The 24722-nt window shown below is 68.9% G+C and carries 21 protein-coding genes and 1 riboswitch; of the genes, 11 read left to right on the forward strand and 10 right to left on the reverse strand.

What is annotated here, in order from left to right:
- Window positions 1-48: 48 nt before the first annotated feature.
- A complete protein-coding gene (locus RHM57_RS03805) occupies window positions 49-549 on the reverse strand; it encodes a DUF2231 domain-containing protein (protein ID WP_322136192.1) in 501 nt (166 codons plus the stop codon).
- 112 nt (window positions 550-661) lie between these two features.
- A complete protein-coding gene (locus tag RHM57_RS03810) occupies window positions 662-1012 on the reverse strand; it encodes a LysR family transcriptional regulator (protein WP_134449519.1) in 351 nt (116 codons plus the stop codon).
- A 92-nt stretch (window positions 1013-1104) separates the two neighbouring features.
- On the opposite strand from RHM57_RS03810, the gene RHM57_RS03815 reads away from it, so the two are divergent.
- The 5 genes from RHM57_RS03815 (at window position 1105) to gcvP (ending at window position 8473) form a co-directional block, all read left to right on the forward strand.
- Entirely contained in the window at window positions 1105-2781 is a 1677-nt protein-coding gene (locus RHM57_RS03815; RefSeq protein ID WP_322140708.1) for an ABC-F family ATP-binding cassette domain-containing protein, read from the forward strand.
- A gap of 61 nt (window positions 2782-2842) precedes the next feature.
- Window positions 2843-3445 carry an LON peptidase substrate-binding domain-containing protein gene (locus tag RHM57_RS03820; protein WP_322140709.1) on the forward strand — a complete coding sequence of 201 codons (603 nt, stop codon included), beginning with the start codon at window positions 2843-2845 and terminating at the stop codon, window positions 3443-3445.
- Between the two features lie 149 nt (window positions 3446-3594).
- Window positions 3595-3690: riboswitch (glycine riboswitch) on the forward strand.
- 169 nt (window positions 3691-3859) lie between these two features.
- On the forward strand, window positions 3860-4987 hold the full coding sequence (gene gcvT, locus RHM57_RS03825) for a glycine cleavage system aminomethyltransferase GcvT (RefSeq protein ID WP_134449522.1): 1128 nt from the start codon (window positions 3860-3862) through the stop codon (window positions 4985-4987).
- Window positions 4988-5085: 98 nt separating this feature from the next.
- Window positions 5086-5457, forward strand: a complete 372-nt coding sequence (gene gcvH, locus RHM57_RS03830; RefSeq protein WP_134562225.1) for a glycine cleavage system protein GcvH — start codon at window positions 5086-5088, stop codon at window positions 5455-5457.
- Window positions 5458-5590: 133 nt separating this feature from the next.
- Complete coding sequence (gcvP, locus tag RHM57_RS03835; protein WP_416172973.1) at window positions 5591-8473, forward strand: aminomethyl-transferring glycine dehydrogenase; 2883 nt, start codon at window positions 5591-5593, stop codon at window positions 8471-8473.
- A gap of 56 nt (window positions 8474-8529) precedes the next feature.
- Here the strand turns inward: gcvP and RHM57_RS03840 are convergent, their stop codons facing one another.
- On the reverse strand, window positions 8530-9303 hold the full coding sequence (locus RHM57_RS03840) for a CPBP family intramembrane glutamic endopeptidase (RefSeq protein ID WP_322136191.1): 774 nt from the start codon (window positions 9301-9303) through the stop codon (window positions 8530-8532).
- Complete coding sequence (locus RHM57_RS03845) at window positions 9300-9695, reverse strand: DUF393 domain-containing protein (protein WP_322136190.1); 396 nt, start codon at window positions 9693-9695, stop codon at window positions 9300-9302. Before RHM57_RS03845 ends, RHM57_RS03840 begins: the two co-directional genes overlap by 4 nt.
- A 237-nt stretch (window positions 9696-9932) precedes the next feature.
- On the opposite strand from RHM57_RS03845, the gene RHM57_RS03850 reads away from it, so the two are divergent.
- From RHM57_RS03850 to RHM57_RS03875, 6 genes are all read left to right on the forward strand, one after another.
- Window positions 9933-11543 carry an ABC transporter substrate-binding protein gene (locus RHM57_RS03850; protein WP_322140711.1) on the forward strand — a complete coding sequence of 537 codons (1611 nt, stop codon included), beginning with the start codon at window positions 9933-9935 and terminating at the stop codon, window positions 11541-11543.
- A gap of 137 nt (window positions 11544-11680) precedes the next feature.
- A complete protein-coding gene (locus tag RHM57_RS03855) occupies window positions 11681-12610 on the forward strand; it encodes an ABC transporter permease (RefSeq protein WP_322136188.1) in 930 nt (309 codons plus the stop codon).
- Entirely contained in the window at window positions 12600-13547 is a 948-nt protein-coding gene (locus tag RHM57_RS03860; protein ID WP_322136187.1) for an ABC transporter permease, read from the forward strand. The genes RHM57_RS03855 and RHM57_RS03860 overlap by 11 nt, the downstream gene beginning before the upstream one ends.
- Window positions 13544-15295: an ABC transporter ATP-binding protein gene (locus RHM57_RS03865; RefSeq protein WP_322189595.1), complete on the forward strand. Its 1752-nt coding sequence runs from the start codon at window positions 13544-13546 to the stop codon at window positions 15293-15295. Before RHM57_RS03860 ends, RHM57_RS03865 begins: the two co-directional genes overlap by 4 nt.
- A gap of 234 nt (window positions 15296-15529) precedes the next feature.
- The gene (gene typA / locus RHM57_RS03870) at window positions 15530-17440 is read left to right on the forward strand and encodes a translational GTPase TypA (protein ID WP_134449530.1); all 1911 of its coding nucleotides are present in this window, start codon (window positions 15530-15532) and stop codon (window positions 17438-17440) included.
- Window positions 17441-17538: 98 nt separating this feature from the next.
- Window positions 17539-17985 carry a hypothetical protein gene (locus RHM57_RS03875; RefSeq protein WP_322136186.1) on the forward strand — a complete coding sequence of 149 codons (447 nt, stop codon included), beginning with the start codon at window positions 17539-17541 and terminating at the stop codon, window positions 17983-17985.
- A 37-nt stretch (window positions 17986-18022) separates the two neighbouring features.
- On the opposite strand, the gene RHM57_RS03880 is transcribed toward RHM57_RS03875, so the two are convergent.
- From RHM57_RS03880 to efeU (RHM57_RS03905), 6 genes are all read right to left on the reverse strand, one after another.
- Window positions 18023-19048: an NADPH:quinone reductase gene (locus tag RHM57_RS03880; protein WP_322140713.1), complete on the reverse strand. Its 1026-nt coding sequence runs from the start codon at window positions 19046-19048 to the stop codon at window positions 18023-18025.
- 64 nt (window positions 19049-19112) lie between these two features.
- Window positions 19113-19889: an alpha/beta hydrolase gene (locus RHM57_RS03885; RefSeq protein ID WP_322136185.1), complete on the reverse strand. Its 777-nt coding sequence runs from the start codon at window positions 19887-19889 to the stop codon at window positions 19113-19115.
- 58 nt (window positions 19890-19947) lie between these two features.
- Complete coding sequence (gene efeU, locus RHM57_RS03890; RefSeq protein WP_134449622.1) at window positions 19948-20814, reverse strand: iron uptake transporter permease EfeU; 867 nt, start codon at window positions 20812-20814, stop codon at window positions 19948-19950.
- A 219-nt stretch (window positions 20815-21033) separates the two neighbouring features.
- A complete protein-coding gene (gene efeB, locus RHM57_RS03895; protein ID WP_322136184.1) occupies window positions 21034-22452 on the reverse strand; it encodes an iron uptake transporter deferrochelatase/peroxidase subunit in 1419 nt (472 codons plus the stop codon).
- Window positions 22452-23645, reverse strand: coding sequence for an iron uptake system protein EfeO (gene efeO / locus RHM57_RS03900; RefSeq protein WP_322136183.1), 1194 nt, complete (start codon window positions 23643-23645; stop codon window positions 22452-22454). The genes efeB and efeO overlap by 1 nt, the downstream gene beginning before the upstream one ends.
- Before the next feature lie 165 nt (window positions 23646-23810).
- Entirely contained in the window at window positions 23811-24668 is an 858-nt protein-coding gene (gene efeU, locus RHM57_RS03905) for an iron uptake transporter permease EfeU (RefSeq protein ID WP_134559108.1), read from the reverse strand.
- Window positions 24669-24722 lie beyond the last annotated feature (54 nt).

A 24722-nucleotide genomic window follows, 5' to 3' on the forward strand; every position in this document is an offset into this window, starting at 1 on the left:
GTGGTCAAGGCACCGCAGGAGGGTGGGAATCAGGCCCGTCGGCCGTCCCTACTTCGTGCCGTCGACGACCGGCGACCACACGGCCCTGGCGCCGGAATCGCCCACGACGACGACCGAAACGACGGATCCGACGCTCGTCAGGGCCACTGCGACAGCGAGTACGACTGTCAGGGCCGTGCGGGTTCCCGGGGAGGGGATCCGGGCGCCGTACTTCTGCCCGGTCCCGAAATACCGGAACCACAGCCACTGGGCCGCAGCCACGAGAAACAGCCCGAAGACCCACGGCCGCACGGTCTCGCCGATGGCGACGTGCGCCCCGCTCAGCGCGGTCGGGGTGATGATCTGCGCCAGGGCCTCCCCGGCTTGCACGGTCAGCAGGGTCGCGCCGAGCGCGGCGAACGCGAGCAGCGGCGTGACGATGCCGAGCCGCCGCCGGGCGGCCGGCCAGACCAGAGTCAGGATCGCGCACAGGGCGGCAAGAGGGATCAGGATCACGCTCGCGTGCACGAGAAGTGGGTGCAGGGGAAGCCCGGCGATCACCCAGTTCATGCGGAAGCCATCCGCTGGACGGACTCTGAATCGATTCGCCGTGGTTCTCTGATGATCGTGCCCTTCCTCGGGGTGGACGAGACCACCCTATCGGGCGGGCCGGTCACGCCGCTCAGCGGGACTGGCGGCGCCCCTTGGGCTTCGGCGCGCCCTTGACCGCGGGTGCCCGGCCCTGGCCCTTGGAGGCTTTCGCCTTGCCGCCGGCCTTCGCCGGCTTCTGCGGGGCTGCTGCTGCAGCGGGCTTCCGCACCACGGGACGCGCGACCTCGAGCAGCTCGAGTCCGGCGCTCGTCAGGGTGGGCACGTCGTCGACGGTGACGAACAGTTCGCCGCCGACCTCCTCCTCGAGCTTCCTGATGGAGATCAGGAGGGTGGCGCGGGTCATGTTGAGGGTCTTCGCCGCGGCACCCCAGTTAGTGGCTTCGGCGGTCGTGACGAAACGCCGGAGCAGGGTGGTGTCCACAAGAAAGCCCTTCGAACTGCCGCCGTGCCGGTCACGGGACAGTAACAGGCTACGCGGTGCCGGGAGAACAGGTGCAATGAGACCATGGAGTAATGACCGCAACGCTCGTGGCCAAGGGCCTCGCCGGCGGGTACGCGCACCGTACCCTTTTCGATTCACTCGACCTCACCGTCGCGCCCGGCGACGTCGTCGGGGTGGTCGGGGTCAACGGCTCCGGCAAGTCGACGCTGCTGCGGCTGCTCGCCGGCCGGCTCGCCCCGCAGGCCGGCAGCGTCGGACTCTCCCCGGCGGATGCCTTCGTCGGCTGGTTGCCGCAGGAGCCGGACCGCAGGCCGGGCGAATCGATCGCGGACTACATCGGCCGCCGCACGGGCTGCGCCGACGCGAGCCGCGAGCTCGATGCCGCCGCCGCCCTGCTCGCGGGTGAGGCGACCGTCGGCGATGGCGGCGCCGGCGGTGGCCCCGACGGACGCGATCCCGGCGACGTCTACTCCGCTGCCCTCGATCGCTGGCTCGCGAGCGGCGCCGCCGACCTCGACGAGCGGATGCCCGCCCAGCTCGCCGACCTCGGGCTCAGCCTCGCCGCCGACGCGGCGATGACCTCGCTCTCCGGCGGTCAGGCCGCCCGGGTGGGCTTGGCGGCCCTGCTGCTCAGCCGCTTCGACGTCGTGCTGCTCGACGAGCCCACGAACGACCTCGACCTCGACGGACTCGAACGGCTCGAGGCCTTCGTGCACGGACTCAGGGGCGGGGTCGTGCTCGTCAGCCACGACCGGGAATTCCTGGCCCGCTGCGTCACCCGGGTGCTCGAACTCGATCTCGCCCAGGGCGCCAACCGGGTCTTCGGCGGCGGCTACGACTCCTACCTCGAGGAGCGCGAAACCGACAGGAGGCACAAGCGCGAACACTATGAGGAGTTCGCCGAGAAGAAGGCCGACCTCGTCGGCCGGGCCCGCGTCCAGCGGGAGTGGTCGAGCCAGGGCGTGCGCAACGCGATGAAGAAGTCGCCGGACAACGATAAGATCCGGCGGAAGGCATCCGCTGAATCGAGCGAGAAGCAGGCGCAGAAGGTGCGGCAGATGGAGAGCCGGATCAAACGCCTCGACGAGGTCGAGGAACCGCGCAAGGAATGGCAGCTCGACTTCACGATCGGCGAGGCGCCGCGGTCGGGCGCGGTCGTCGCGACCCTCAACGAGGCCGTCTTCCGCCGGGGCGGGTTCACCCTCGGGCCGGTGTCGCTCCAGGTCAACGCGGGCGAACGGATCGGCATCACCGGGCCGAACGGCGCGGGCAAGACCACCCTGCTGGGCGCCCTCCTCGGCCGCTCGGTTCCGGACAGCGGCACCGCGAGCGTTGGCGCGAGCGTACGGATCGGCGAGATCGACCAGGCCAGGTCATTGCTGCTGGGTTCCCGGCCGCTCGCCGAGGGCTTCGAGGAGCTTGTGCCCGACCTCTCGACGGCGGAGGTACGCACCCTGCTCGCCAAGTTCGGGCTCAAGGCCGATCACGTCACCCGGCCGGCGGGCGAGTTGTCGCCGGGGGAGCGCACCCGCGCGGCCCTCGCCCTGCTCCAGGCCCGCGGCGTCAACCTGCTCGTGCTCGACGAACCGACGAACCACCTCGACCTCGCCGCGATCGAGCAGCTCGAGCAGGCGCTCGCGGGGTACACCGGCACGCTCCTCCTGGTCACCCACGACCGGCGGATGCTTGCCACGGTCCACACCGACCGGCACTGGAAGGTCGTCGCAGGCACCGTCACCGAATCCTGACCCTCGCGCTCCGGGAGGGGAGGGGCTTGGTCCGCGGGCTCGAGCGTGGTTGGGTGGGCGGGTGACCACTCTGCCGATGTTCCCGCTGGGCGCGGTGCTGTTTCCGCACATGCCACTGCACCTGCGCGTGTTCGAACAGCGCTACCTGGTGATGATGGCGCGGGTGCTCGACGCCGAGACCGCGGTCTTCGGCGTCGTGCTGATCGAGCGCGGCCAGGAAGTCGGCGGCGGTGAGCACCGGTTCGGGATCGGGACGGTGGCCAGGATCACGCAGATCGAGGCCCCAGAGGGGTTCGTCGGCGTGGTCGCCCACGGCGAGCGGCGCATCGAGGTGCTCGAGTGGCTCGACGACGACCCGTATCCGCAGGCGAGCGTCCGCGAGCTCCCCGAGCTGGAGTGGGACGACGAGCTGTTCCCTCTGCGGGAGCGGGCCGAACGGGTCGTGCGCCGGGCGCTTGCGCTCGCGAGCGAATTCACCGAGCAGCCCTGGGCGCCCGACGTCGAACTCTCCGGCGACCCGGCTGTCGCGGCCTGGCAGCTCGCGGCGATCGCGCCGGTCGGCCCCCTCGACCAGATCGAGCTGCTGCGGTCGGAGTCGATGGAGGCCCTGCTCACCCGGCTGGTCGAGGTCACCGAGGCGGTCGCCGACTCCTTCGGCGCCTGACCGGGGTGCCCGGCGAGGCAGGATCCGGCGTCGGCGTGCTGCGCGATCGGGCAGGCCGGAGCCGGTCCCAGTGGAACTCCGGCTGCTAAGCTGCTCGCGAAGCGGTTGAGCCCGACCAGGCGCGCCGTCCAACTGAATACCGGGCCGACACGGCCGATGCGGGAGAGTCCGGCGCCTCGGCGGCCGGACACCGAAGGAGCAATCCTCCCCGACAATCTCTCAGGTACTCGTACCGCATCGGACTGGCCACTCTGAAAAGTAGTCGCAGCACAATGCGGCTCGCCCATGGTGAAAGTCACGTCCCGACCAGGACGCGGCGAAGCTCTCAGGCCTGACGACAGAGGGGGAGTTCCCACGGGGTCGCCACGACCCCGAGAATCTCGCTCGGCCGCGGCCGACCTGCCTGGAGAACTCATGACCCCGGATCTGACCGAACGGTATTCCCCGCTGCACCAGGCGCACGTCGACGCCGGAGCCAGCTTCACCGACTTCGCCGGCTGGCAGATGCCGGTGCGCTACTCGAGCGATCTCGCCGAGCACCACGCGGTGCGTACCGCCGCCGGCCTGTTCGACCTCTCCCACATGGCCGAGATCCGCGTGAGCGGGGCGGATGCCGCGGCGTACCTCGACTACGCCCTCGCCGGAAAGCTCTCCGCGATCGCCCTCTTCCAGGCGAAGTACAGCCTGATCCTGAACGCGGCAGGCGGCATCGTCGACGACATCGTCGTCTACCGCACCGGGGAGACCGAGTTCCTCGTGATCGCCAATGCCGGCAACCACTTCCCGGCGCTCGAGGCCCTCACCAAGCGCGCTGCCCGTTTCGACGTGACCGTGACCGACGAGAGCGACGACACCGCGCTCATCGCCGTCCAGGGCCCGAACTCCCTCGCCATCCTCCAGGCGACCGCCGGTCTCACGGCCACCGACGACCTCGGCGCCCTCCGCTACTACCGGGCCATGACGGGCACCTTCACCGACGTCCCGGTGCTGATCGCCCGCACCGGGTACACCGGGGAGGACGGCTTCGAACTGTACGTGCCCATCGATCGGGCCCTCGCCCTCTGGAATGCGCTCACCGCGGCCGGCGCCGACCACGGCCTCGTGCCCGCCGGACTCGCGAGCCGCGACACCCTGCGCCTCGAGGCCGGCATGCCGCTCTACGGCCACGAACTGAGCGAGGCGACCTACCCGGCCCAGGCCGGACTCGGCCGGGTCGTCAACCTCGCCAAGGAGACCGACTTCATCGGCCGCGCCGCGAGCGAAGAGGGGCCGCAGGCGGGGTCCGCCGTGCTCGTCGGACTCGTGTCCGCGGGCAAGCGCGCCGGCCGCGCCTCCTACGACGTCTTCCGCAGCGCTGACGCGCACACACCGGAGGGGATGATCACGAGCGGCGCCCTCTCCCCGACCCTGGGACATCCGGTCATGATGGCGTACGTCTCGCCGTCGATCGCCCGGCTCGGCACCGAGGTCTTCGTCGACGTGCGCGGCACGCGCATCCCGGCGACCGTGACCGCGCTCCCGTTCTACTCCCGCAAGCCCTGACCCCGAGGGCATCCGCCCACGCACTCCCGTCGGCGATTCTCGCCGGCACCCCTCCAGACCAGCACGCACTGCCCGTTGTTCCGCCGAAAGGACACCCCATGACCGACCAGACCACCCTCCAGTACACCGCAGAACACGAGTGGGTCCTCATCGAGGGCGACACCGCAACCGTCGGAATCACGGCGTACGCGGCAGAGAAGCTCGGGGACGTCGTCTTCGTCGAGCTGCCCGCCGTCGGAACCGGTGTCATCGCCGGCTCGATCGTCGGCGAGATCGAATCCACCAAGTCGGTCGGCGAGCTCTTCGCGCCGGTCAGTGGCACGGTCACGGCCACCAACGACGGTGTCGTCGACAGCCCCGAGCTCGTCAACAGCGACCCCTTCGGAGAGGGCTGGCTGATCAAGGTCACCTTCCTCGAGCTGCCGCCCCTCCTCAGCCACGCCGAATACTCCGCCCTCACCGGCGAATAAGCTCCCAGGAAGCAGGCAGCGCCAGATGACCAAGCACCTCAGTCCCACCCTGACCGCCCAGGCCTCAGCCCAGGCCACCGAGCGCCCGTTCACCGAGCGGCACATCGGCACGGATACCGCGGCGCAGGCCACGATGCTCGCCCGCCTCGGCTACGACTCCGTCAACGCCCTCGTGGCCGCCGCCGTTCCCGCCTCGATCCACGTCGACGCGTTCCGGTCGGAGTCGGACACCCTGCTTCCGCCCGCAGCGAGCGAGCGCGAGGCGCTCGCGGAGCTGCGCGCCCTCGCCGGCCGCAACACCGTACAGCGCTCGATGATCGGGCTCGGCTACTACGACACGATCACGCCGGCCGTGATCAAGCGCAATGTCCTCGAGAACCCGAGCTGGTACACGGCGTACACCCCCTACCAGCCCGAGATCTCCCAGGGCCGGCTCGAGGCGCTGATCAACTTCCAGACGATGATCGCCGACCTGACCGGTCTGCACACCGCGAACGCGTCGATGCTCGACGAGTCGACAGCCGTCGTCGAGGGCATGCTCCTCGCCCGGCGCGGCTCGAAGTCGCCGTCCCACCGGTTCCTCGTCGACGCCGACGCGCTCCCACAGACGAAGGCACTGCTCGCGAACCGGGCCGCCGCGCTCGGGATCGAGCTCGTGGAGACCGACTTCGGCACGCCCGGCGCCGACGCGGAGCCCGCCGCCGCCGGTGACGCCGATGCCTCCGCCGGGCTCGGCGACTACTTCGGCGTGTTCGTGCAGTACCCCGGCGCGACCGGGACGGTCTGGAATCCTGCCGCCGTGATCGAGGCAGCACACGCCCAGGGCGCTCTCGCCGTCGTCGTCGCCGACCTGCTCGCGCTCACCCTGATCATGTCGCCCGGCGAACTCGGTGCTGACGTGGCCGTCGGCACGAGCCAGCGCTTCGGCGTGCCGATGGGCTTCGGCGGTCCGCACGCCGGCTACCTCGCCGTGCGCAAGGGCCTCGAACGCCAGATGCCCGGGCGCCTCGTCGGCGTGAGCGTCGACGCGGCCGGCCACCCGGCCTACCGCCTGTCGCTCCAGGTGCGCGAGCAGCACATCCGCCGGGACAAGGCAACCTCGAACATCTGCACCGCCCAGGTGCTCCTCGCCGTCATGGCGGGCATGTACGCGGTCTACCACGGCCCGGACGGGCTCCGCCAGATCGCCCGCGGGGTGCACGAGAACGCCGGCCGGCTCGTCGCCGCACTCCGCGCCGCCGACGTGACGGTGCTGAACGACACCTTCTTCGACACCGTGCGGGTCTCGATGCCGTCCCGTGCCGCCGAGATCGTCGCCCGCGCCTCGGGCGCCGGCGTCAACCTCTACCAGGTCGACTGCGACACGATCGGCATCAGTGTCGACGAGACCACCACCCGGAGCGACCTCGCCGCGGTGCTCGGCGCGTTCGGCGGAACCGATGCCTTCGGACACGTCGACCTCGAGGCATCCGTCACCGGGCTCCCCGAGGAGCTCGCCCGCACCACGACGTACCTCGAGCACCCTGTCTTCAACACGCACCGCTCCGAGACGAGCATGATGCGCTACCTCAAGCGCCTCGCCGACTACGACTACGCGCTCGACCGCGGCATGATCCCACTCGGCTCCTGCACCATGAAGCTCAATGCGGCGACCGAGATGGAGGCCGTCAGCTGGCCCGAATTCAGCGGAATCCACCCCTTCGCCCCACGCGACGACGTCGACGGCTACCTCGAACTCATCCGGCAGCTCGAGACGTGGCTGACGGATGTCACGGGGTACGATTCCGTGTCGCTCCAGCCGAACGCGGGGAGCCAGGGCGAACTGTCCGGGCTGCTCGCCATCCGCGGCTATCACCTCGCCAACGGCAACGCTGAACGCACCATCTGCCTGATCCCGTCGAGCGCGCACGGCACGAACGCGGCATCCGCCGTGCTCGCCGGCATGAAGGTCGTCGTCGTCGCGTGCGACGACCTCGGGAACGTCGACCTCGACGACCTGCGCGCGAAGATCGCCGAGCACGCCGACAGCCTCGCCGCGCTCATGATCACCTACCCCTCGACGCACGGCGTCTACGAGCACGAGGTCGGCACCATCTGCCAGGCCGTGCACGCGGCCGGCGGGCAGGTCTACGTCGACGGCGCCAACCTCAACGCGCTGCTCGGCTTCGCCCGGTACGGCGACTTCGGCGGCGACGTGTCGCACCTCAACCTGCACAAGACCTTCTGCATCCCGCACGGCGGCGGCGGACCCGGTGTCGGCCCGGTCGCGGCGAAGGCGCACCTCGCGCCGTTCCTGCCCGGACACCCGCTCGCCCAGGACGAGGAGCATTACCTCCGGGGCGCCGACGGCAGCGCCGGAACCGTCGTGCACGGCGGCGGCCCGGTCTCGGCCGCACCGTACGGGAGCCCGGGCATCCTGCCGATCTCCTGGGCCTACGTGCGCATGATGGGCGCGGCCGGCCTCAAGCAGGCCACCGGCGCCGCCGTGCTCGCGGCGAACTACGTTGCCAAGGGCCTCGAGGGCGCATACCCGCTGCTCTACTCCGGGGAGAACGGGCTCGTCGCCCACGAGTGCATCCTCGACCTGCGCCCGCTGACCGCCGCGACGGGAGTGACCGTCGACGACGTCGCCAAGCGCCTCGTCGACTACGGCTTCCACGCGCCGACGATGAGCTTCCCGGTCTCGGGAACGCTCATGGTCGAACCGACAGAGAGCGAGGACCTCGGCGAGATCGACCGCTTCATCGAGGCCATGATCGCAATCAAGGCCGAAGCGGATGCCGTCGCCGCCGGAGTCTGGCCGGCCGACGACAACCCGCTGCACAACGCCCCGCACACGGCGCAGTCCGTGATCGAGGGGGAGTGGGAGCACGCCTACGACCGCGAGACCGCCGTCTACCCGCTGCGCAGCCTCATCCGCGGCAAGTACTGGCCGCCGGTGCGCCGCATCGACAACGCCTTCGGAGACCGAAACCTGGTCTGCGCCTGCCCGCCGCCCGAGGCCTTCGCCGACTAGCAGCATCCGCTCGCCCCACCCCCTCGCCCGTACCGGCGAGGGGGAGGGGAGGGGGCTTAGGTGGCGGGAGCCAGGAGGGCCGGCCACCAGGCGACAGCGAGCGGGTAGCCGACGAAAGAGACCACGTCGAGGATCGTGTGCGCCACGACGAGCGGCGCCGTGCGACCCCAGCGGGTGTAGCACCAGCCGAAGACGACGCCCATGGCGGCGTTGCCGACGAACGGTCCGATGCCCTGGTAGAGGTGATAGCTGCCGCGGAGCAGCGCCGATGCCGTGATGATCGTCCAGGTCGACCAGCCGAGCTCCCTGAGCCGGATGAAGAGGTACCCGACCACGATGAGCTCCTCGCTGAGCGCGGCGCGCACCGCGGAGAACAGCAGGATCGGGATCGTCCACCAGAACGTGTTGATGGGGGAGGCGACGACCGCGACCGTGATGCCGAGCGCCCGCCCGGCGAGGTACAGGCCCAGGCCGGGGATGCCGATCGCAAGCACGAGCAGGACGCCGCCGAGCAGGTCCCGTCGCGGCTGGGTCAGGTCGAAGCCGAGGCGGCGGAAACTGCTCGACCCGGGCCGCCAGAGCAGGTAGAGCACGAGGGCGACCGCGAAGAGCTCGAAGAAGATGCCGAGGAACTGGTACGTGAAGTCGAGCCATTCCCGTGTCGACTGCGAGCCGTTGATGGTTGTCGACTGGTTGCCGAGCGGGGTCGTGTCGGTCAGGCGAGCGACGATCGACACGATCGAATAGACGGCGGACGCCCCGAGCGACAGCCCGAGGACGATGACGACTTCCCAGGCCAGTCGCGCCCGGTTGGTACCGCCGGCTGTCACTCGGCGGGTTTCATCCGGCAGGCCGGCGTTCCGCCTGGCAGGCGGTGCCGGTTGCGGGCGACCACCCGGTAGCCGGCCTCAGCGGCCCAGGACCACGGCGGCACGGTGCCGAGCCAGCCGAGGAAACGCAAGCCGGGAGTGGGCTGGTGGCGAAGCAGGGCGGACACTGCGGCGGCACCGCCGAACCGCACTCCAGCGGGGTCGACGAGCCAGACCCGGGAGCGGGCATCCGCTTCGGTGAGCCCGTACGCCGGGAGATCGGTCCACTGGTACGGCGCGGCGTCCGGCATCACGGGCAACAGGCGGCGCATCCACCCGACGGCGGTCGTGCAGAAGGCACAGTCGCCGTCGAAGACCAGCAGTGTCGCGCGCGCACGTGTAGCAGCATCCATACCCCTATCCTCGCATCGATGAAAGCGCGGCGCGGCTGCGCGCGTTCTTCGCGCGACCACGCCAATTTCGGCGAAAGACTCCCTATCTGCGCAACGAATTTGCGCAAGATGTTTCGTCGAGGTAACGATTCCATCCGCGATTGTGCTTTTGGCTCAATGAATACTTAGGGTCAGAAGTATCTGAGGCGTCTTCGCGGTCCCGAATCGCGCGGCGTTTCCCTGCGCACTGGAGGAAAATTGAAAATCAGGAGACTGGGCATTCCCATCGCTCTGGCCACAGCGGGAGCGCTCATGCTCTCCGGCTGCGCCAGCGGCTCGACGACACCCGCGAAGACGGGTGACACGTCTGCGATCATCTCGACCAACGGTTCCGAACCGCAGAACCCGTTGATCACGACGAACACCACCGAAACCGGTGGCGGCAAGATCATGACGTCGATCTACGCCGGACTGGTGTCCTACGACGCCAAGGGCGAGGCCAAAAACGAGGTCGCCAAGTCGATCTCGGCCGACGACGCTCAGCACTGGACCATCACGCTCAACACGGGCTGGAAGTTCACCAACGGCGAGGCCGTCACGTCCAAGTCGTTCGTCGACGCCTGGAACTACGGCGCGAAAATGAGCAACGCCCAGGGCGCATCGTCCTTCTTCAGCAACGTCGAAGGCTACAGCGAAGAAGCCGACACCGAACTCACCGGGCTCAAGGTCGTCGACGACTCGACCTTCACGGTCGCTCTCAGCACGCCGCAGGCGGACTTCCCGCTCACCCTCGGCTACACGGCCTTCATGCCGCTGCCGTCCGTCGCATTCACCGACATGGCAGCATTCGGTGAGAACCCGATCGGCAACGGCCCGTACATGCTGGCCAAGACCGGCGCGTGGGAGCACAACGTCAAGATCGAACTCAAGACGAACCCCGACTACAAGGGCCTGCGCACCCCCGCCAACGGCGGACTGAGCATCGTCTTCTACTCCTCCCTCGACTCGGCATACGCCGACGCCCAGGGTGGAAACCTCGACGTGCTCGATGCCGTCCCCGACGCCGCGTTCGCGAACTACCAGACGGACTTCCCGGAGCGCTTCGTGAACCAGCCCGCCGCGATCTTCCAGGCATTCAACATGCCGTACTACCTCGAGCACTGGAGTGGCGAAGAGGGCAAGCTGCGTCGCGCGGCCATCTCGATGGCCATCGACCGTGATGAGATCACCAAGGTGATCTTCCAGGGCACCCGTACCCCGGCGACCGACTTCACCTCCCCGGTCATTCCGGGCTACACCGACGCTCTCAAGGGCTCCGACGTGCTCAAGTTCAACAAGGAAGAAGCCGTCAAGGACTGGGCTGCCGCTGACAAGATCTCCCCGTACACCGGCACGTTCGACATCGCGTACAACTCCGACGGTGGACACGCCGCCTGGGTCGACGCCGTGGCCAACAGCATCAAGAACACCCTGGGCATCAATGCAGTCGGCAAGCCGTACGCGACCTTCAAGGCCGCGCTCGCCGACCGCAAGGCGAAGACGCTGACCGGTGCCACCCGCGCCGGCTGGCAGGGCGACTACCCGGGCATGTTCAACTTCCTCGCGCCGCTGTACCAGACCGGTGCCAGCTCGAACTACGAGGCATACAGCAGCGCCGAGTTCGACGGCCTCCTCAAGCAGGGTTCGGCTGCCAAGACCGTCGACGATTCCACCGCCCTCTACCAGAAGGCCCAGGAAGTGCTGCTCAAGGACCTTCCGACCGTTCCGCTCTGGTATTCCAACGCCGTTGGTGTCTGGTCCGACAAGACTCAGAATGTCGTCTTCGGCTGGGACGGCGTGCCGCTGTACAACGAAATCACCAAGGGCTAGTTCCCCCGCTCAACCCCCAAAAATAGAACCCAGTTTCATGCGTAGCGATGCCCGGGGCACTCAGTCCCGGGCATCGCTCGCTAGACTCGACCAGTGATTGCGATTCTCATGACCGTTCGTTCCAGTGCGGGAACCTGATGCTCTGGTACACCGGCAAGCGCCTGCTCCAGATGATTCCGGTATTCTTCGGCGCCACCTTCCTCATCTACTTCATGGTGTTCTCCCTCCCCGGAGATCCCATTGCCGCCCTCTTCGGTGACCGGCAACCCGCGCCAGGGGTGATCGAACAGCTCCGTGTCCAGTACCACCTGGACCAGCCGTTCATCGTGCAGTACCTCATCTACATCGGCGGCTTCTTCCACGGGGATCTCGGCACCACGTACTCCGGTCGCGCAGTTTCCGACGTGATGGCCGCCGCCTTCCCGATCACCGCCCGGCTCGCGCTTCTCGCACTGTTCTTCGAGTCCGTCGCCGGTATCCTCGTCGGCCTCGTCGCGGGTCTCCGCAAGGGCAAGCTCTTCGACGCAAGCGCCCTCGTCGTCAGCCTGCTGCTGATCAGCGTGCCGACGTTCGTGATCGGCTTCATCCTGCAGTACGTCTTCGCGATCAAGCTCGGTTGGGCCCGCACGACGGTCAGCAGCGAGGCCCCGCTCTCCGAACTGGTCCTGCCGGCCATCGTGCTCGCCACCGTCTCGTTCGCGTACATCGTGCGGCTCACCCGGGCGAGCGTCTCCGAGAACCTCGGCGCCGACTTCGTGCGCACCGCGACGGCGAAGGGGCTGTCGAGACGCCGCGTCGTCACCGTGCACGTGCTGCGGAACTCGCTCGTTCCCGTCGTCACCTTCCTCGGCGTCGACCTCGGCTCTCTCATGGTGGGTGCGATCGTGACAGAGGGCATCTTCAACATCAACGGTGTCGGCGGCACCGTCTACAAGGCGATCAAACTCGGCGAAGGGCCGACCGTGGTGTCGTTCATCGCCGTCATGGTCGTGATCTTCGTGCTGGCGAACCTGCTCGTCGACCTGCTGTACGCAGCCCTGGACCCGAGGATTCGTTATGCCAAGTAATCGTCAAACGCAGCCGCACTTCGTCGCTGCGCTCGAAGACACCCCCATCGCTGCGGTCGACCGCCTCGACGAGACCGAGAAGGCCCGCAGTACCTGGGCGGATGCCTGGGAATCGCTGCGCGGCAAGCCCAGTTTCTGGATCTCGTCCGCCCTTATTCTGCTGATCGTGATCGTGGCCCTGTTCCCCGGCATCTTCACCCAGGTGGCACCGGACCAGAACTGCCTGCTCGCCAACAGCAACAAGGGACCGGAAGAAGGGCATCTGCTCGGCTTCACCCGGCAGGGCTGTGACGTGTACTCGCGGATGATCCACGGGACCCAGGCCTCCGTCACGGTCGGTCTGCTCGCAACCATGATCGTCACTCTCTTCGGACTCGTCGTGGGAGCCCTCGCGGGATACTACGGCGGCGTGTTCGACGCGATCGTCTCCCGGATCGGCGACATCTTCTTCGCCGTCCCGACCGTGCTCGGTGCGATCGTACTGATGTCGGTCCTCCCGGACCGCACCCCGGTCACGATCGCCCTGGTCCTTTCGATCTTCGCCTGGCCGCAAATCGCCAGGATCATGCGCGGTTCGGTGCTCTCGGCCCGGAACTCGGACTACGTCACGGCGTCGATCGCCCTCGGCGTCTCGAAGTTCCGGATCCTCGTGCGCCACGTCGTGCCCAACGCGATCGCCCCCGTAATCGTGATCGCCACGGTTTCCCTCGGCACGTTCATCGTCGCGGAGGCGACGCTGTCGTTCCTCGGCATCGGGCTACCGCCGCAGATCATGTCCTGGGGCAATGACATCAACGCGGCCCAGTCGTCGATCCGAACGAACCCCCAGGTGCTGATCTATCCCGCCATCGCCCTGTCCCTGACCGTGCTCGCCTTCCTGATGCTCGGCGACGCCGTGCGCGACGCACTCGACCCCGAATCGAGGGCACGCCGATGAGCCAGACCGTGATTGAACCCGTGACCACCGCCGGCCGGGACGAGAATTCCCCCCTCCTCGAGATTCGCGATCTCGAGGTCGGCTTCCAGACCCAGCACGGAGTGGTTCCCGCCGTGCGCGGCGTCAACCTCACGCTGTATCCCGGCCAGACCCTCGCGATCGTTGGCGAGTCCGGGTCGGGCAAGACCACGACGGCGCAGGCGATCATCAACCTGCTCGCCAACACCGGCAAGGTCACCGCCGGCCAGATCCTGTTCGAGGGACGCGACCTCACGACCCTCAAGCCCAAGGACATGCAGGACGTCCGCGGGCGCCTGATCGGCTATGTGCCCCAGGACCCGATGTCGAACCTCAACCCGGTCTGGAACATCGGCTTCCAGGTCGAAGAGGCCATCCGGGCGAACGGCGGCGCCATGAGCAGGAAGGCCGCGAAACTGCGCACCATCGAGGTGCTCAAGGAAGCTGGTCTCAGCGACGCTGAGGACCGGCTCAAGCAGTTCCCGCACCAGTTCTCCGGCGGCATGCGCCAGCGCGTGCTGATCGGGATCGGCCTCTCGGCCCGTCCGAAGCTGCTGATCGCCGACGAGCCGACCTCCGCGCTCGACGTCACGGTGCAGCGCCAGATCCTCGACCACCTCGCGACGCTCACGCGCGACTACGGCACCTCGGTGCTGTTCATCACGCACGACCTCGGCCTCGCGGCCGAGCGCGCGGAACAGCTCGTCGTGATGTACAAGGGCAAGGTCGTCGAGTCCGGTCCCTCGCAGGAGATCCTGGCCAACCCGCAGCATCCGTACACGCAGCGCCTCGTCGCCGCGGCGCCGAGCCTCGCATCGCGGCGCATCCAGTCGGCCAAGCACTCCGTCGCGGTCGAAGCGGATGTTTCCGCAGCCGGCTCGAACGACCAGGTTCTCGTGAACCGCGCGATCGAGCGGGAGCAGACCGCACCGGCCAAGGACCTGATCTCGGTCCAGGGCATCTCGAAGATGTACCGCATTCGCACCAAGGGCTTCAAGTACAACGAACTGCTCGCGGTCAACGACGTGTCCTTCGGCATCAAGAAGGGCACGACGACCGCGCTGGTCGGCGAGTCGGGCTCCGGCAAGTCCACGGTCGCCAAGCTCATCCTGCAGCTCGAATCCATCACGAGCGGGCAGATCGAGTTCGACGGCCAGGACGTCGCCGGCCTCAAGGGCGCGGACCTGCTGAAGTTCCGCCGCCGCGTGCAGCCGGTCTTCCAGGACCCGTACGGCTCCCTCGACCCGCAGTACAACGTCGGCAACACCATCGCAGAGCCGTTGCTCGCCCACAAGGTCGGCACCGCCAAGGAACGCCAGGCCCGGGTGCGGGAGCTCCTCGACCAGGTCTCGCTGCCCTGGGCGTCCCGGCACCGCTACCCGAGTGAACTCTCGGGCGGCCAGCGTCAGCGTATCGCGATCGCTCGGGCGCTCGCGCTCAAGCCGGACGTGCTCGTGCTCGACGAGGCGGTCTCCGCTCTCGACGTGCTCGTGCAGGGCCAGGTGCTCAACCTCCTGACCGAGCTGCAGACGGAACTCGACCTGACCTACCTGTTCATCACCCACGACCTCGCCGTCGTCCGCCTCGTCGCGGACAACGTCTGCGTCATGCAGCAGGGCCGGATCGTCGAGGCCGCGACGACGGACGAGGTCTTCGAAAATCCGCGTCAGACATACACGCAAGAGCTGCTCGCCGCGATCCCGGGCGGCAACTTCGAGTTCGGGCGCTAGACAGGACCGACCGGCTTCAGCGCCCGGAAACGGGGCGGGGACTGCGGTCCCCGCCCCGTTCGTCGTCCAAGCGGATGCCCGGAACACCCCGGAGACGCGGCCACAACGGGGCTCCCAGCCTCCCGGCAGGGAGAGTGCGGTAGGATTATCCGTTGGGTCGGACCTTGACCAAATACATCCATTCTTCGCCGCATCCGTTTGTCCGCGGCATCATTCTTCGTAAGGATTCACTTCATGGCGATTGCCACGCGCAATAACCTCCGAAATGTCGCAATCGTCGCCCACGTCGACCACGGCAAGACCACGCTGGTTGACGCGATGCTCCAGCAGACCAACTCGTTCTCGGACCACTCGCACGTGGACGAGCGCGCGATGGACTCGAACGAGCTCGAGCGCGAAAAGGGCATCACCATCCTCGCCAAGAACACGGCGATCTCGTACAAGGGCATCCACGCCACCGACGGCCCCATCACGATCAACGTGATCGACACCCCCGGCCACGCCGACTTCGGTGGCGAGGTCGAGCGCGGCCTGTCCATGGTCGACGGTGTCGTTCTCCTCGTCGACGCGAGCGAGGGCCCGCTGCCGCAGACCCGCTTCGTGCTGCGCAAGGCGCTCGAGGCCCACCTGCCCGTGATCCTCCTGGTCAACAAGACCGACCGCCCGGACGCGCGCATCGAAGAGGTCGTCGCGGAGAGCCAGGACCTGCTCATCGGCCTCGCGAGCGACATGGCCGACACGCACCCCGACCTCGACCTCGACGCCATTCTCGACGTCCCCGTCGTCTACGCGTCCGGCCGTAACGGCGCCGCGAGCCGCAACCAGCCCGAGAACGGCCAGTTGCCCGACAACGCCGACCTCGAGCCGCTCTTCGAAGCGATCCTCGAGCACATCCCGGCCCCCGTCTACGACGACGAGCACCCGCTGCAGGCCCACGTCACCAACCTCGACGCCTCGCCGTTCCTCGGCCGCCTCGCGCTGCTCCGCGTCTTCCACGGCACGATCCGCAAGGGCCAGACCGTCGCCTGGATCAAGCACGACGGTTCGGTGCACAACGTGCGCGTCACCGAGCTCCTGATCACCAAGGCTCTCGACCGCTACCCGACCGAGAGCGCGGGCCCCGGCGACATCGTCGCCGTCGCCGGCTTCGAGGACATCACCATCGGTGAGACCCTCGCGGACCCCGACGACCCCCGCGCGCTGCCGACCATCACGGTCGACGAGCCCGCCATCTCGATGACGATCGGCACCAACACCTCGCCCATCATGGGCAAGGTCAAGGGCCACAAGCTCACCGCCCGCATGGTCAAGGACCGTCTCGACCGCGAACTCGTCGGTAACGTCTCCCTGAAGGTCGTCGACATCGGACGCCCGGACGCCTGGGAGGTCCAGGGCCGTGGCGAACTCGCCCTCGCCATCCTCGTCGAGCAGATGCGCCGCGAAGGCTTCGAGCTCACCGTCGGCAAGCCGCAGGTCGTCGTGCACCGCGTCGACGGCAAGATCCACGAGCCGTACGAACACCTCACCATCGACTCGCCCGAAGAGTACCTCGGCGCGATCACCCAGCTCCTCGCCGCGCGCAAGGGCCGCATGGAGAACATGGCGAACCACGGCACCGGCTGGGTCCGGATGGAATTCATCGTTCCGTCCCGCGGCCTGATCGGCTTCCGCACCCAGTTCCTCACCGACACCCGCGGTACCGGTATCGCCAACGCGATCTTCCACGGCTACGAGGCCTGGGCCGGCCCGATCATCACCCGCAACAACGGCTCGATCGTCGCCGACCGCAACGGCGTCGTGACGCCGTTCGCGATCATCGCCCTGCAGGAGCGGATGTCCTTCTTCGTCAACCCGACCGAAGAGGTCTACGAAGGCATGGTCATCGGCGAGAACTCGCGCGCCGACGACATGGACGTCAACATCACCAAGGAAAAGAAACTGACCAACATGCGTCAGTCCACCTCCGACACCTTCGAGTCGATGACGCCGTCGCGTCAGCTGACGCTCGAGGAGTGCCTCGAATTCGCCCGTGAAGACGAGTGTGTCGAGGTGACCCCCGCGATCGTGCGTATCCGCAAGGTCGAGCTCGCGGCATCCGCTCGCGCACGCAACGTCTCGCGCATCAAGAAGCAGGACGCGAACTAGTCCCAGCTTGTCGGCGGCGCCGGCGGTTACGCTCTGGTAGACCAGAGCGGCACCGCCGGCGCCGTTTGTTTTGCCCCACGACTGAGGAAGAGAAGAAGATGACGACACCCCTCCTGCACGCCCGCGTCCTGGCGACGATCGCGCTTGCCCTGGTCGGCGGCACGCTGCTGACCGGATGCAGCGCCGACGCCGCGCAGAACGCCGTGAACGGGGCCGTGCAGGGTGCGACAAACGGAGACGTGAGCCTGGGCGGCGCGCTCCCGGCCGGCTGGCCGTCCGAGGTGCCCATCGTCGACGGCGAAATCCTGTTCGCGTCGGCCCAGAAGGGTGACAAGCCCGGCTGGACCGTGACCGTCAAGGCAACCGCCGCCGATCCCGTAGCCGAGGCCACCCGGACCCTGACGGCCGCCGGTTTCGTGGCCGGGAGCGACGTCTCGGCGACGGTGGGCTCCGCAGGTCTCGTCTCGATGAAGAACGATCACTACGCGGTGCTCGTCGCTGGAAACACGGACGGCCTGCTCTATACGGTCACGCCGGTCTCCTGACCGCCGGGCCCCGAACGGCGCCTGCCCGCCGAATTCCTCAGGGGGCGACGTCGATGAGGACCTTGCCAACCAGGCCGGCCTCGACGGCGGCGTGCGCGCCCGCGGTGCTCTCGAGGGGGAAGCGGTGCAGGGGCAGGCCGGCTTCGGCACCGACGTGGAGGGCGCCGTCACCGATGGCCGAACCGATGTCGGCGGCTGCGGCGTCGAGGAGGTCCTGGCCGAGCGTGTAGAGCAACTGGAACTGGTAGCGCACGTTGAGGGTCATCTGGGAACGGATGTCGAGCGCGAGCGGCTTTCCCGTCGTCGCGTACACCGCGATCGAGCCGCGGGTGCGGATCACGGCCGTGTTGAGGACCGCATTCTGCGCGGGAGCGACTTCGACGACCAGGTCGACGCCTTCGGGCGCCAGCGCCCGGATGGCGCGGGCGGCATCCGCCTCGCGGTAGTTCACGACGTGGTGCGCGCCGGCGGCGGATGCGAGTGCGCCCTTCTCCGCGCTGCTCACCGTCGTGATGACGGTCGCCCCTGCCCAGCGGGCCAGCTCGATGGCCGCGTGGCCGACCGCGCCTGCGCCACCGGCGACGAGCACAGTCCGTCCGGTGAGTGCACCGGGGGAGAGGCGCCGGGGTCCGTCTTCGGCGACGGTGAGCGCGCGGTGCGCTGTCATGGCCGGAACGCCGAGGGTCGCGCCGAGGTCGAAGCTCGCCGAGTCCGGCAGCGGGTACACCCGTTCGGCCGGGAGCACGGTGAAGTCCTGGGCGGTGCCGCCGGACGCGAGTCCGTACGCGGCGATGGCCGTCCAGACCCGGTCGCCGACCTCCAGGCGCTCGACGCCCGCGCCGACGGCGTCGACGATGCCGGCGCCGTCCTGGTTCGGCACGACCTCGGGGAACAAGAGCGCTTCGCCGGGCCGGCTGCCCGCGCGCGACTTCCAGTCGGTGGGGTTCACGCCCGAGACGAGGATGCGCACCCGTACCTCGCCGGGTCCGGGTTGCGGAAGATCGCGTTCGACGATACGGAGGACGTCGGGGGTGCCGGTTTCGCTGTAGACGATTGCTCTCATGCAGGTTCCAACGCCGCGGCGGCGGAAAAGGTTCCCGCGGCGGCACGGAATCGGCGGAACGAGGTCAGCGGCCCAGGAAGAAGTCGGCGAGCAGCGGGGCCAGCACGGCCTGGTCGACGTCGTGACCCTGGCCGGGCACGGTCAACACCGTACCGTCGGCGACGCAGGACGCCACGGCCACGGCTGCACGGGCTGCCCAGGCCGGGCTTCTGCCACCGGCGAGTGCCAGCGTGGGTGCCATGATCGCGGCCAGTCGTTCACGAGGGGGCAGGCCGTCGCCTGTCAGGGCGAGTTCGTGCGGCAGGGTGGGGGCGAGGTGGACGAGTCCAGGCCAGAACGGTGCGGACGTGATGGAGCGTACGGCCGCGTCGTCCATTCCGGTGATGCGGAGGAAGAGCGCCGCTGCGGCAGCGGGGTCTCCGGCGTCGAGGGCGGCCTGGAGGCCGAGGTCGTCCGCCGGGGCCGGGTGCTCCGGATCGGCGGTGTATGGCGGCTCGTAGACTGCGAGCCGGGTGATGTGCACGCCGGCGGCGGCGGCCTCGATCGCCAGGATCGCTCCGGAGGAATGGCCGTACACGCCGGCTGCGCCTCCGGCCACGGCGACGAGGGCGGCCAGGTCCTCGATTTCGCGTTCGACCGCATACGGCCCGGATTCCGGGCTCTCGCCCTTGCCGCGCCGGTCGAAGGTGTACGCCGTGACGTGCTCGGCGAGCAGGGTCACGAGCGGATACGGGGAGGACCGGGTGTTGAAGGCACCGCCGATGACGATGACCGGGTCCCCGGAACCGAGGCTGTCGTACGCGATCCGAGTGCCATCGGCCGACCGGACGAATTCGGGCATCTGTGGTCTCCTTTGGCGACGGTGTGACGGTGCGGCGGGTTCAGCGCGTTCAGCGGGCTCAGCGGGCGGTGGCGGCCATCTTCACGGCATCGACGCGGGGGGCGACGACCGGACGCCCGGCCCGGTTGCGGGCGCTCGACACGAGGAAGATCGTGAGCACCGTTCCGGTGTATGCGAGCCAGACCAGCAGCGAGAGCCAGGTGGTCTCCGGCGAGAAGTTCAGGGTGCCCTTCAGCAGCGTGCCGTACCAGCTCTCCGGCGGGATGGCGGCGCTCACGTCGAAGGCGAGGTTGTGCTCGCCGGGGAGGATCCCGGACTCCTGCAGGTCATGCACACCGTAGGAGAGTACCCCGGCCGCGACGACGATCAGGATCGCCCCGCTCCAGGTGAAGAACCGCGCGAGGTTGATCTTGAGCATGCCGAAGTAGATGAGCGCTCCGAGGCCGACCGCGCTGAGGATGCCGAGCGCGGCCCCGATGAGCGGCAGCGTGGTCTCGCCGGTGGACTGCACGGCGGCCCAGATGAACAGGGCCGTTTCGATGCCCTCCCGCCCGACGGCGAGGAAGGCGATCAGGACGAGGCCGACGCCGGTGCCGACGAGGGAGCGGTCGATCGTGCCGCGGAGGTGGCCGCTCAGGTCGCGGGCCGTGCGCAGCATCCAGAACACCATCCAGGTGACCAGGCCGGTCGCGGCGATGGAGAGCGTGCCGGCGATGGCCGGTTCGGCCGATTCCGGAAGGCTCGCGGTGCCGAAGGTGAGCACGGCGCCGATCGTGAGGGCGAGGAGCACGGCGAGGCCGACGCCCGTCCAGAGACGGCCCAGCAGGTCGCGGCGGGCGATCTTCACGAGGTAGGCGACGAGAATGGTGACGATGAGGGCACCTTCGAGCCCCTCTCGGAGTCCGATCAGGTAGTTGGCGAGCACGGCACTCCGGTTCTGGTCTGGATACTGATGCAGCATCACGATAGCACGGGGATGGTTAGCCTACCCTTACCGATCGCTCCACGATCGTGAGAATCCGCGAGGGTTGCTCCGAGATCCCCGGACAGCCAGCGAGAGCGCACTTGTGGCCCTTCTCACCGCGTTTTCAGGGCCACAAGTGCGCTCTCGCGGAAAGGGCGGGCGGATGCGCCGCGGCGGCGGTCAGGCGAAGAGGGCGGCGCCGAGGTAGCTGCCGCGGGCGGCGCCGGGCGGGACGGCGAAAAGGGCTGAACCGACGTGCCGGACGTACTCGTTCATGGCGTCGTGCCGCGCGAGGGCGAGCTGCACGGTCGTGAACTGCGAGGGGCGGCGCTGGTAGCTGATGAAGAACAGCCCGGCCTCGAGCCGGCCGAGGTCGTCGTTGCCGTCCACGAAGTTGTAACCGCGCCGCAGCATCTGCACCCCCTTGTTCTGGGCGGGGTGGGCTAGGCGCACGTGTGAGGCCGGGTCGATCAGCGGGGCGCCGTCCTTGCCGGTGCCGGCGAAGTCGGGCTCGGTGAATTCGGTGCCGCCGGAGAGCGGGGCGCCTTCGCCCTTGGTGCGGCCGAACACGGTTTCCTGTTCGCGCAGTGCGGTGCGGTCCCAGGTCTCGATCGTCATCCGGATCCGCCGGGCGACGAGGTAGGAGCCCCCGGTGAGCCACGCGGGGCCGTCGCCCGAGCCGACCCAGACCTGGTCGTCGACGACGGCCGGCTGTTCGGCCTTGATGTTGGCGGTGCCGTCCTTGAACCCGAAGAGGTTGCGCGGGGTGGCCTGGCTCGTGCTCGTCGACGAGGTGCGACCGAAGCCGAGCTGCGACCAGCGGATCGCCGCGCGACCGAAGGCGATCCTGGACAGGTTGCGGATCGCGTGCACCGCGACCTGCGGGTCGTCGGCGCAGGCCTGGACGCAGAGGTCGCCGCCGCTGCGCGTGGCATCGAGCTGGTCTCCTGGAAAGTGCGGCAGGTCGACGAGGGCGTCCGGGCGAGCGGATGCGAGGCCGAACCTGTCCTCGCCTGCGCTCGTCGCAAAGAGCGTCGGGCCGAAGCCGACCGTGATCGTCAGGCCGGCCGGAGGCAGCCCGAACGCCTCGCCGGTGTCCTCTGGCGGGGCATCGTACGGCCCGTCGACGGCCCCGTACCGGCCGATGTCGTGACCGGCGGTCAGGGCGGCGGCCGCGGTCGTCCAGTCCTGCAGCAGGGAGACCAGGTCGGCGCGGCTGGCTCCTGGGGTCAGATCGAACGCCGCGAAGTGCAGCCGGTCCTGGGCGGGCGTCACGATGCCGGCCTGGTGATCCTGGTAGAACGGGTAGACGGTGCTTCCCGCTGCCGGGGCGCCCGCTGCTGCGAGGGCCTGAACCCCGCGGTCAGCGGCGATACCGATGCCGAGGCCCGCGACGCCTGCCCCGGCGAGGCCGAGGAGGCCGCGCCGGGAGATGCCGCGCGGGGCTTTCGCTGGCGCCCCGACGGCGGGCGCCGTCCCCGACGCGCTCGCGCCGGCATCCGCCTGGTCGTCCCCTTCCTCCCGCGAGAGCGGAGTTTCGGCCCCTTCGGCGCGCGGGAAGGGGCCATTTTTCCGCTCTCGCGAATCGCCGCCCTTCATCACAGGACGAGAGCCGCGGTGAGCTGGCCGAGGGGTTCGGCGAGGGCGTTGACCTGGTCGGCGAGGCCCTTGACGGTGCCGGTGGACAGGTCGGTGTACAGGACGAAGCCGTCGCCGACTCGCTGGGCGTCGAGGAGGCTCTGCAGGGCGGTGAAGCGGGTGTCGAGGGTTGCAGCGAGGGCGGCATCCTTCTGCACGAGGACGTCCCGCACCCCGGCGTAGAGCACCCGGGCGCCGTCGACGTTGGCCTGGAAGTCCCAGAGGTCGGTGTGTGACCAGACCTCCTCCTCGCCGGTGACCTTGCCGCTCGCGACCTCGTCGAGGAGACCGATCGCGCCGTTGGTCTGCTGGGAAAGAGTGAACGTGAGCGGCTGCACCTTCTCGTTCAGGGTCGCCGTGTCCGTGACGAGCAGTCCGGCAAGGCGAGCGCGCTCGGCGGCCGGGTATGCGGCGAAGCCAGCTTCGGCCTCGGTCGGCCAGAGGTCCTTCTCGATGGCGTGCCAGCCGGTCCAGTCCTGGCCCTCTTCGAGGTCGGCCTCGCGGAGGTCGAGCTTCGGATCCAGGTCGCCGAAGGATTCCGCGACGGTCTCGACCCGCTCCCAGTGCGCGCGGGTGGCCGCGTAGAGTCCGCGGGCGGTGTCGTCGTCGCCGGCGGTGTATGCGGCGGCGAACGCGGCGGTCCCGGTGACGAGCTGGCCGATCTGGTCTTTCACGTAGGACGCATAGTTGGCGTTCGCGGTGTCGATGCGCGCGCTGAGTTCGGCGTCGCCGGGGGCGTTCGTCGCGGCATCCGCAGCGCTCGCCGGAGTCACGGTGAACGGGGCCTGGCCGATGCCCGCACCGGTCATGCCGGGCTTGCACGCCGTGAAGTAGCTGCCGGCGCTCAGGTCGACGACGAGGGTACGGCTGAGGCCGGGGCCGATGTTCTCCGCCTCACCCACGATGCGGAGCTGGTCGTCGCCGAGGAGGTAGAACTCGGTGACCTGGTCTCCGGAGTTCGAGACGGTGAAGGTGACGTTGCCGGCCGGGGCCTCCGCTCCGGACACGGTGCACGCCGTCGCGCTGCTGTCGACGGTCAGGGCGGCGTGCGCGGCGCCGGGCGCCGAGGCGTTCGGGACGCAGCCGGTGAGGGCGAGCAGGGAGACGAGGCCGAGGGTGACGCTCCCGGCGAGGGGGAGGATTCGGGGCTGCATGGAGTCCTTAGGGGTGGTGGGGCGGGAACATGGTCCGCGGCGCGGATGCCGGGCGCGCCCGGTGTGCGACGGGCGAGCGAGGGAGCCCGAACCGATTCGAACCGAGCCGATTCGAACCGAGCCGATTCGAACCGAGCCGACGGGAGTTTTCGGGTTGCGGAGCGATCAGGCGCTTGCCAGCACGGTGTCGGGCAGATCCTCCGTCGAGGTGGTTCGGGTGCGGCCGCGGTGGACTGCGCGGGCGAAGAAGGTGAGCGTGGTTCCGACGTAGGCGACCCAGACCAGGAGTTCGAGCCAGGTCGTCGCGGGGGAGAAGTTGAGCGTTCCCTTGAGCAGGGTGCCGTACCAGCTGTCCGGCGGGATGGCGGCGCTCACGTCGAAGGCGATGCTGTGCAGGCCCGGCAGGACGCCGGCCTCCTGTAGGTCGTGCACGCCGTAGGAGAGCACGCCGGCCGCGACGACGATGAGGATGCCGCCGGTCCAGGTGAAGAATTTCGTGAGGTTGATCCGCAGCATCCCCGAGTAGATCAGCCAGCCGAGGCCGGCAGCCGTGACGATGCCGAGGAAGGCGCCGAGGAGCGGCAGGGTGGTCTCCCCGGTCGCCTGCACGGCGGCCCAGAGGAACAGCGCCGTTTCGATGCCCTCCCGGCCGACGGCGATGAAGGCGACGACGACGAGCCCGATGCCGGAGCCGAGCAGGGACTTGTCGATGCTGCCGCGGAGGTGGCTCGAGAGGGTGCGCGCGGTGCGGAGCATCCAGAACACCATCCAGGTCACGAGCCCGGTCGCGGCGATCGAGAGCAGTCCGCCGATCGTCTCCTGGGCCGCGAACGAGAGGCCGTATGTGCCGTAGGTGAGCAGGGCGCCGATGGCGAGCGCGAGGAGCACGGCGAGTCCGACGCCCGCCCAGATTCGCGGCAGAACGTCCTTCCGCCCGATCTTGACGACATAGGCGACGAGGATCGTCACGATGAGTGCGGCTTCGAGGCCCTCACGGAGGCCGATCAGATAGTTTGCGAGCACGGTTTCCTGGTCTTCGGGAGCGGTTGAGTTTGGTAAGGCTATCCTTACTCGAGC

Origin of the sequence: Cryobacterium sp. 10S3, from assembly GCF_034344045.1 — a bacterium.
Lineage (GTDB): Bacteria > Actinomycetota > Actinomycetes > Actinomycetales > Microbacteriaceae > Cryobacterium > Cryobacterium glucosi.

Excerpts from the sequence above, each read along its gene's own strand:
- RHM57_RS03885 (WP_322136185.1), bottom strand. The coding sequence starts at position 19,889 with ATGCCCGAATTCGTCCGGTCGGCCGATGGCACTCGGATCGCGTACGAC.
- RHM57_RS03860 (WP_322136187.1), top strand. The coding sequence starts at position 12,600 with ATGCCAAGTAATCGTCAAACGCAGCCGCACTTCGTCGCTGCGCTCGAA.
- gcvP (WP_416172973.1), top strand. The coding sequence starts at position 5,591 with ATGCTCGCCCGCCTCGGCTACGACTCCGTCAACGCCCTCGTGGCCGCC.
- efeB (WP_322136184.1), bottom strand. The coding sequence starts at position 22,452 with ATGAAGGGCGGCGATTCGCGAGAGCGGAAAAATGGCCCCTTCCCGCGC.
- gcvH (WP_134562225.1), top strand. The coding sequence starts at position 5,086 with ATGACCGACCAGACCACCCTCCAGTACACCGCAGAACACGAGTGGGTC.
- RHM57_RS03875 (WP_322136186.1), top strand. The coding sequence starts at position 17,539 with ATGACGACACCCCTCCTGCACGCCCGCGTCCTGGCGACGATCGCGCTT.
- RHM57_RS03805 (WP_322136192.1), bottom strand. The coding sequence starts at position 549 with ATGAACTGGGTGATCGCCGGGCTTCCCCTGCACCCACTTCTCGTGCAC.
- efeO (WP_322136183.1), bottom strand. The coding sequence starts at position 23,645 with ATGCAGCCCCGAATCCTCCCCCTCGCCGGGAGCGTCACCCTCGGCCTC.
- RHM57_RS03865 (WP_322189595.1), top strand. The coding sequence starts at position 13,544 with ATGAGCCAGACCGTGATTGAACCCGTGACCACCGCCGGCCGGGACGAG.
- RHM57_RS03855 (WP_322136188.1), top strand. The coding sequence starts at position 11,681 with ATGCTCTGGTACACCGGCAAGCGCCTGCTCCAGATGATTCCGGTATTC.
- RHM57_RS03880 (WP_322140713.1), bottom strand. The coding sequence starts at position 19,048 with ATGAGAGCAATCGTCTACAGCGAAACCGGCACCCCCGACGTCCTCCGT.
- RHM57_RS03845 (WP_322136190.1), bottom strand. The coding sequence starts at position 9,695 with ATGGATGCTGCTACACGTGCGCGCGCGACACTGCTGGTCTTCGACGGC.
- typA (WP_134449530.1), top strand. The coding sequence starts at position 15,530 with ATGGCGATTGCCACGCGCAATAACCTCCGAAATGTCGCAATCGTCGCC.
- gcvT (WP_134449522.1), top strand. The coding sequence starts at position 3,860 with ATGACCCCGGATCTGACCGAACGGTATTCCCCGCTGCACCAGGCGCAC.
- RHM57_RS03815 (WP_322140708.1), top strand. The coding sequence starts at position 1,105 with ATGACCGCAACGCTCGTGGCCAAGGGCCTCGCCGGCGGGTACGCGCAC.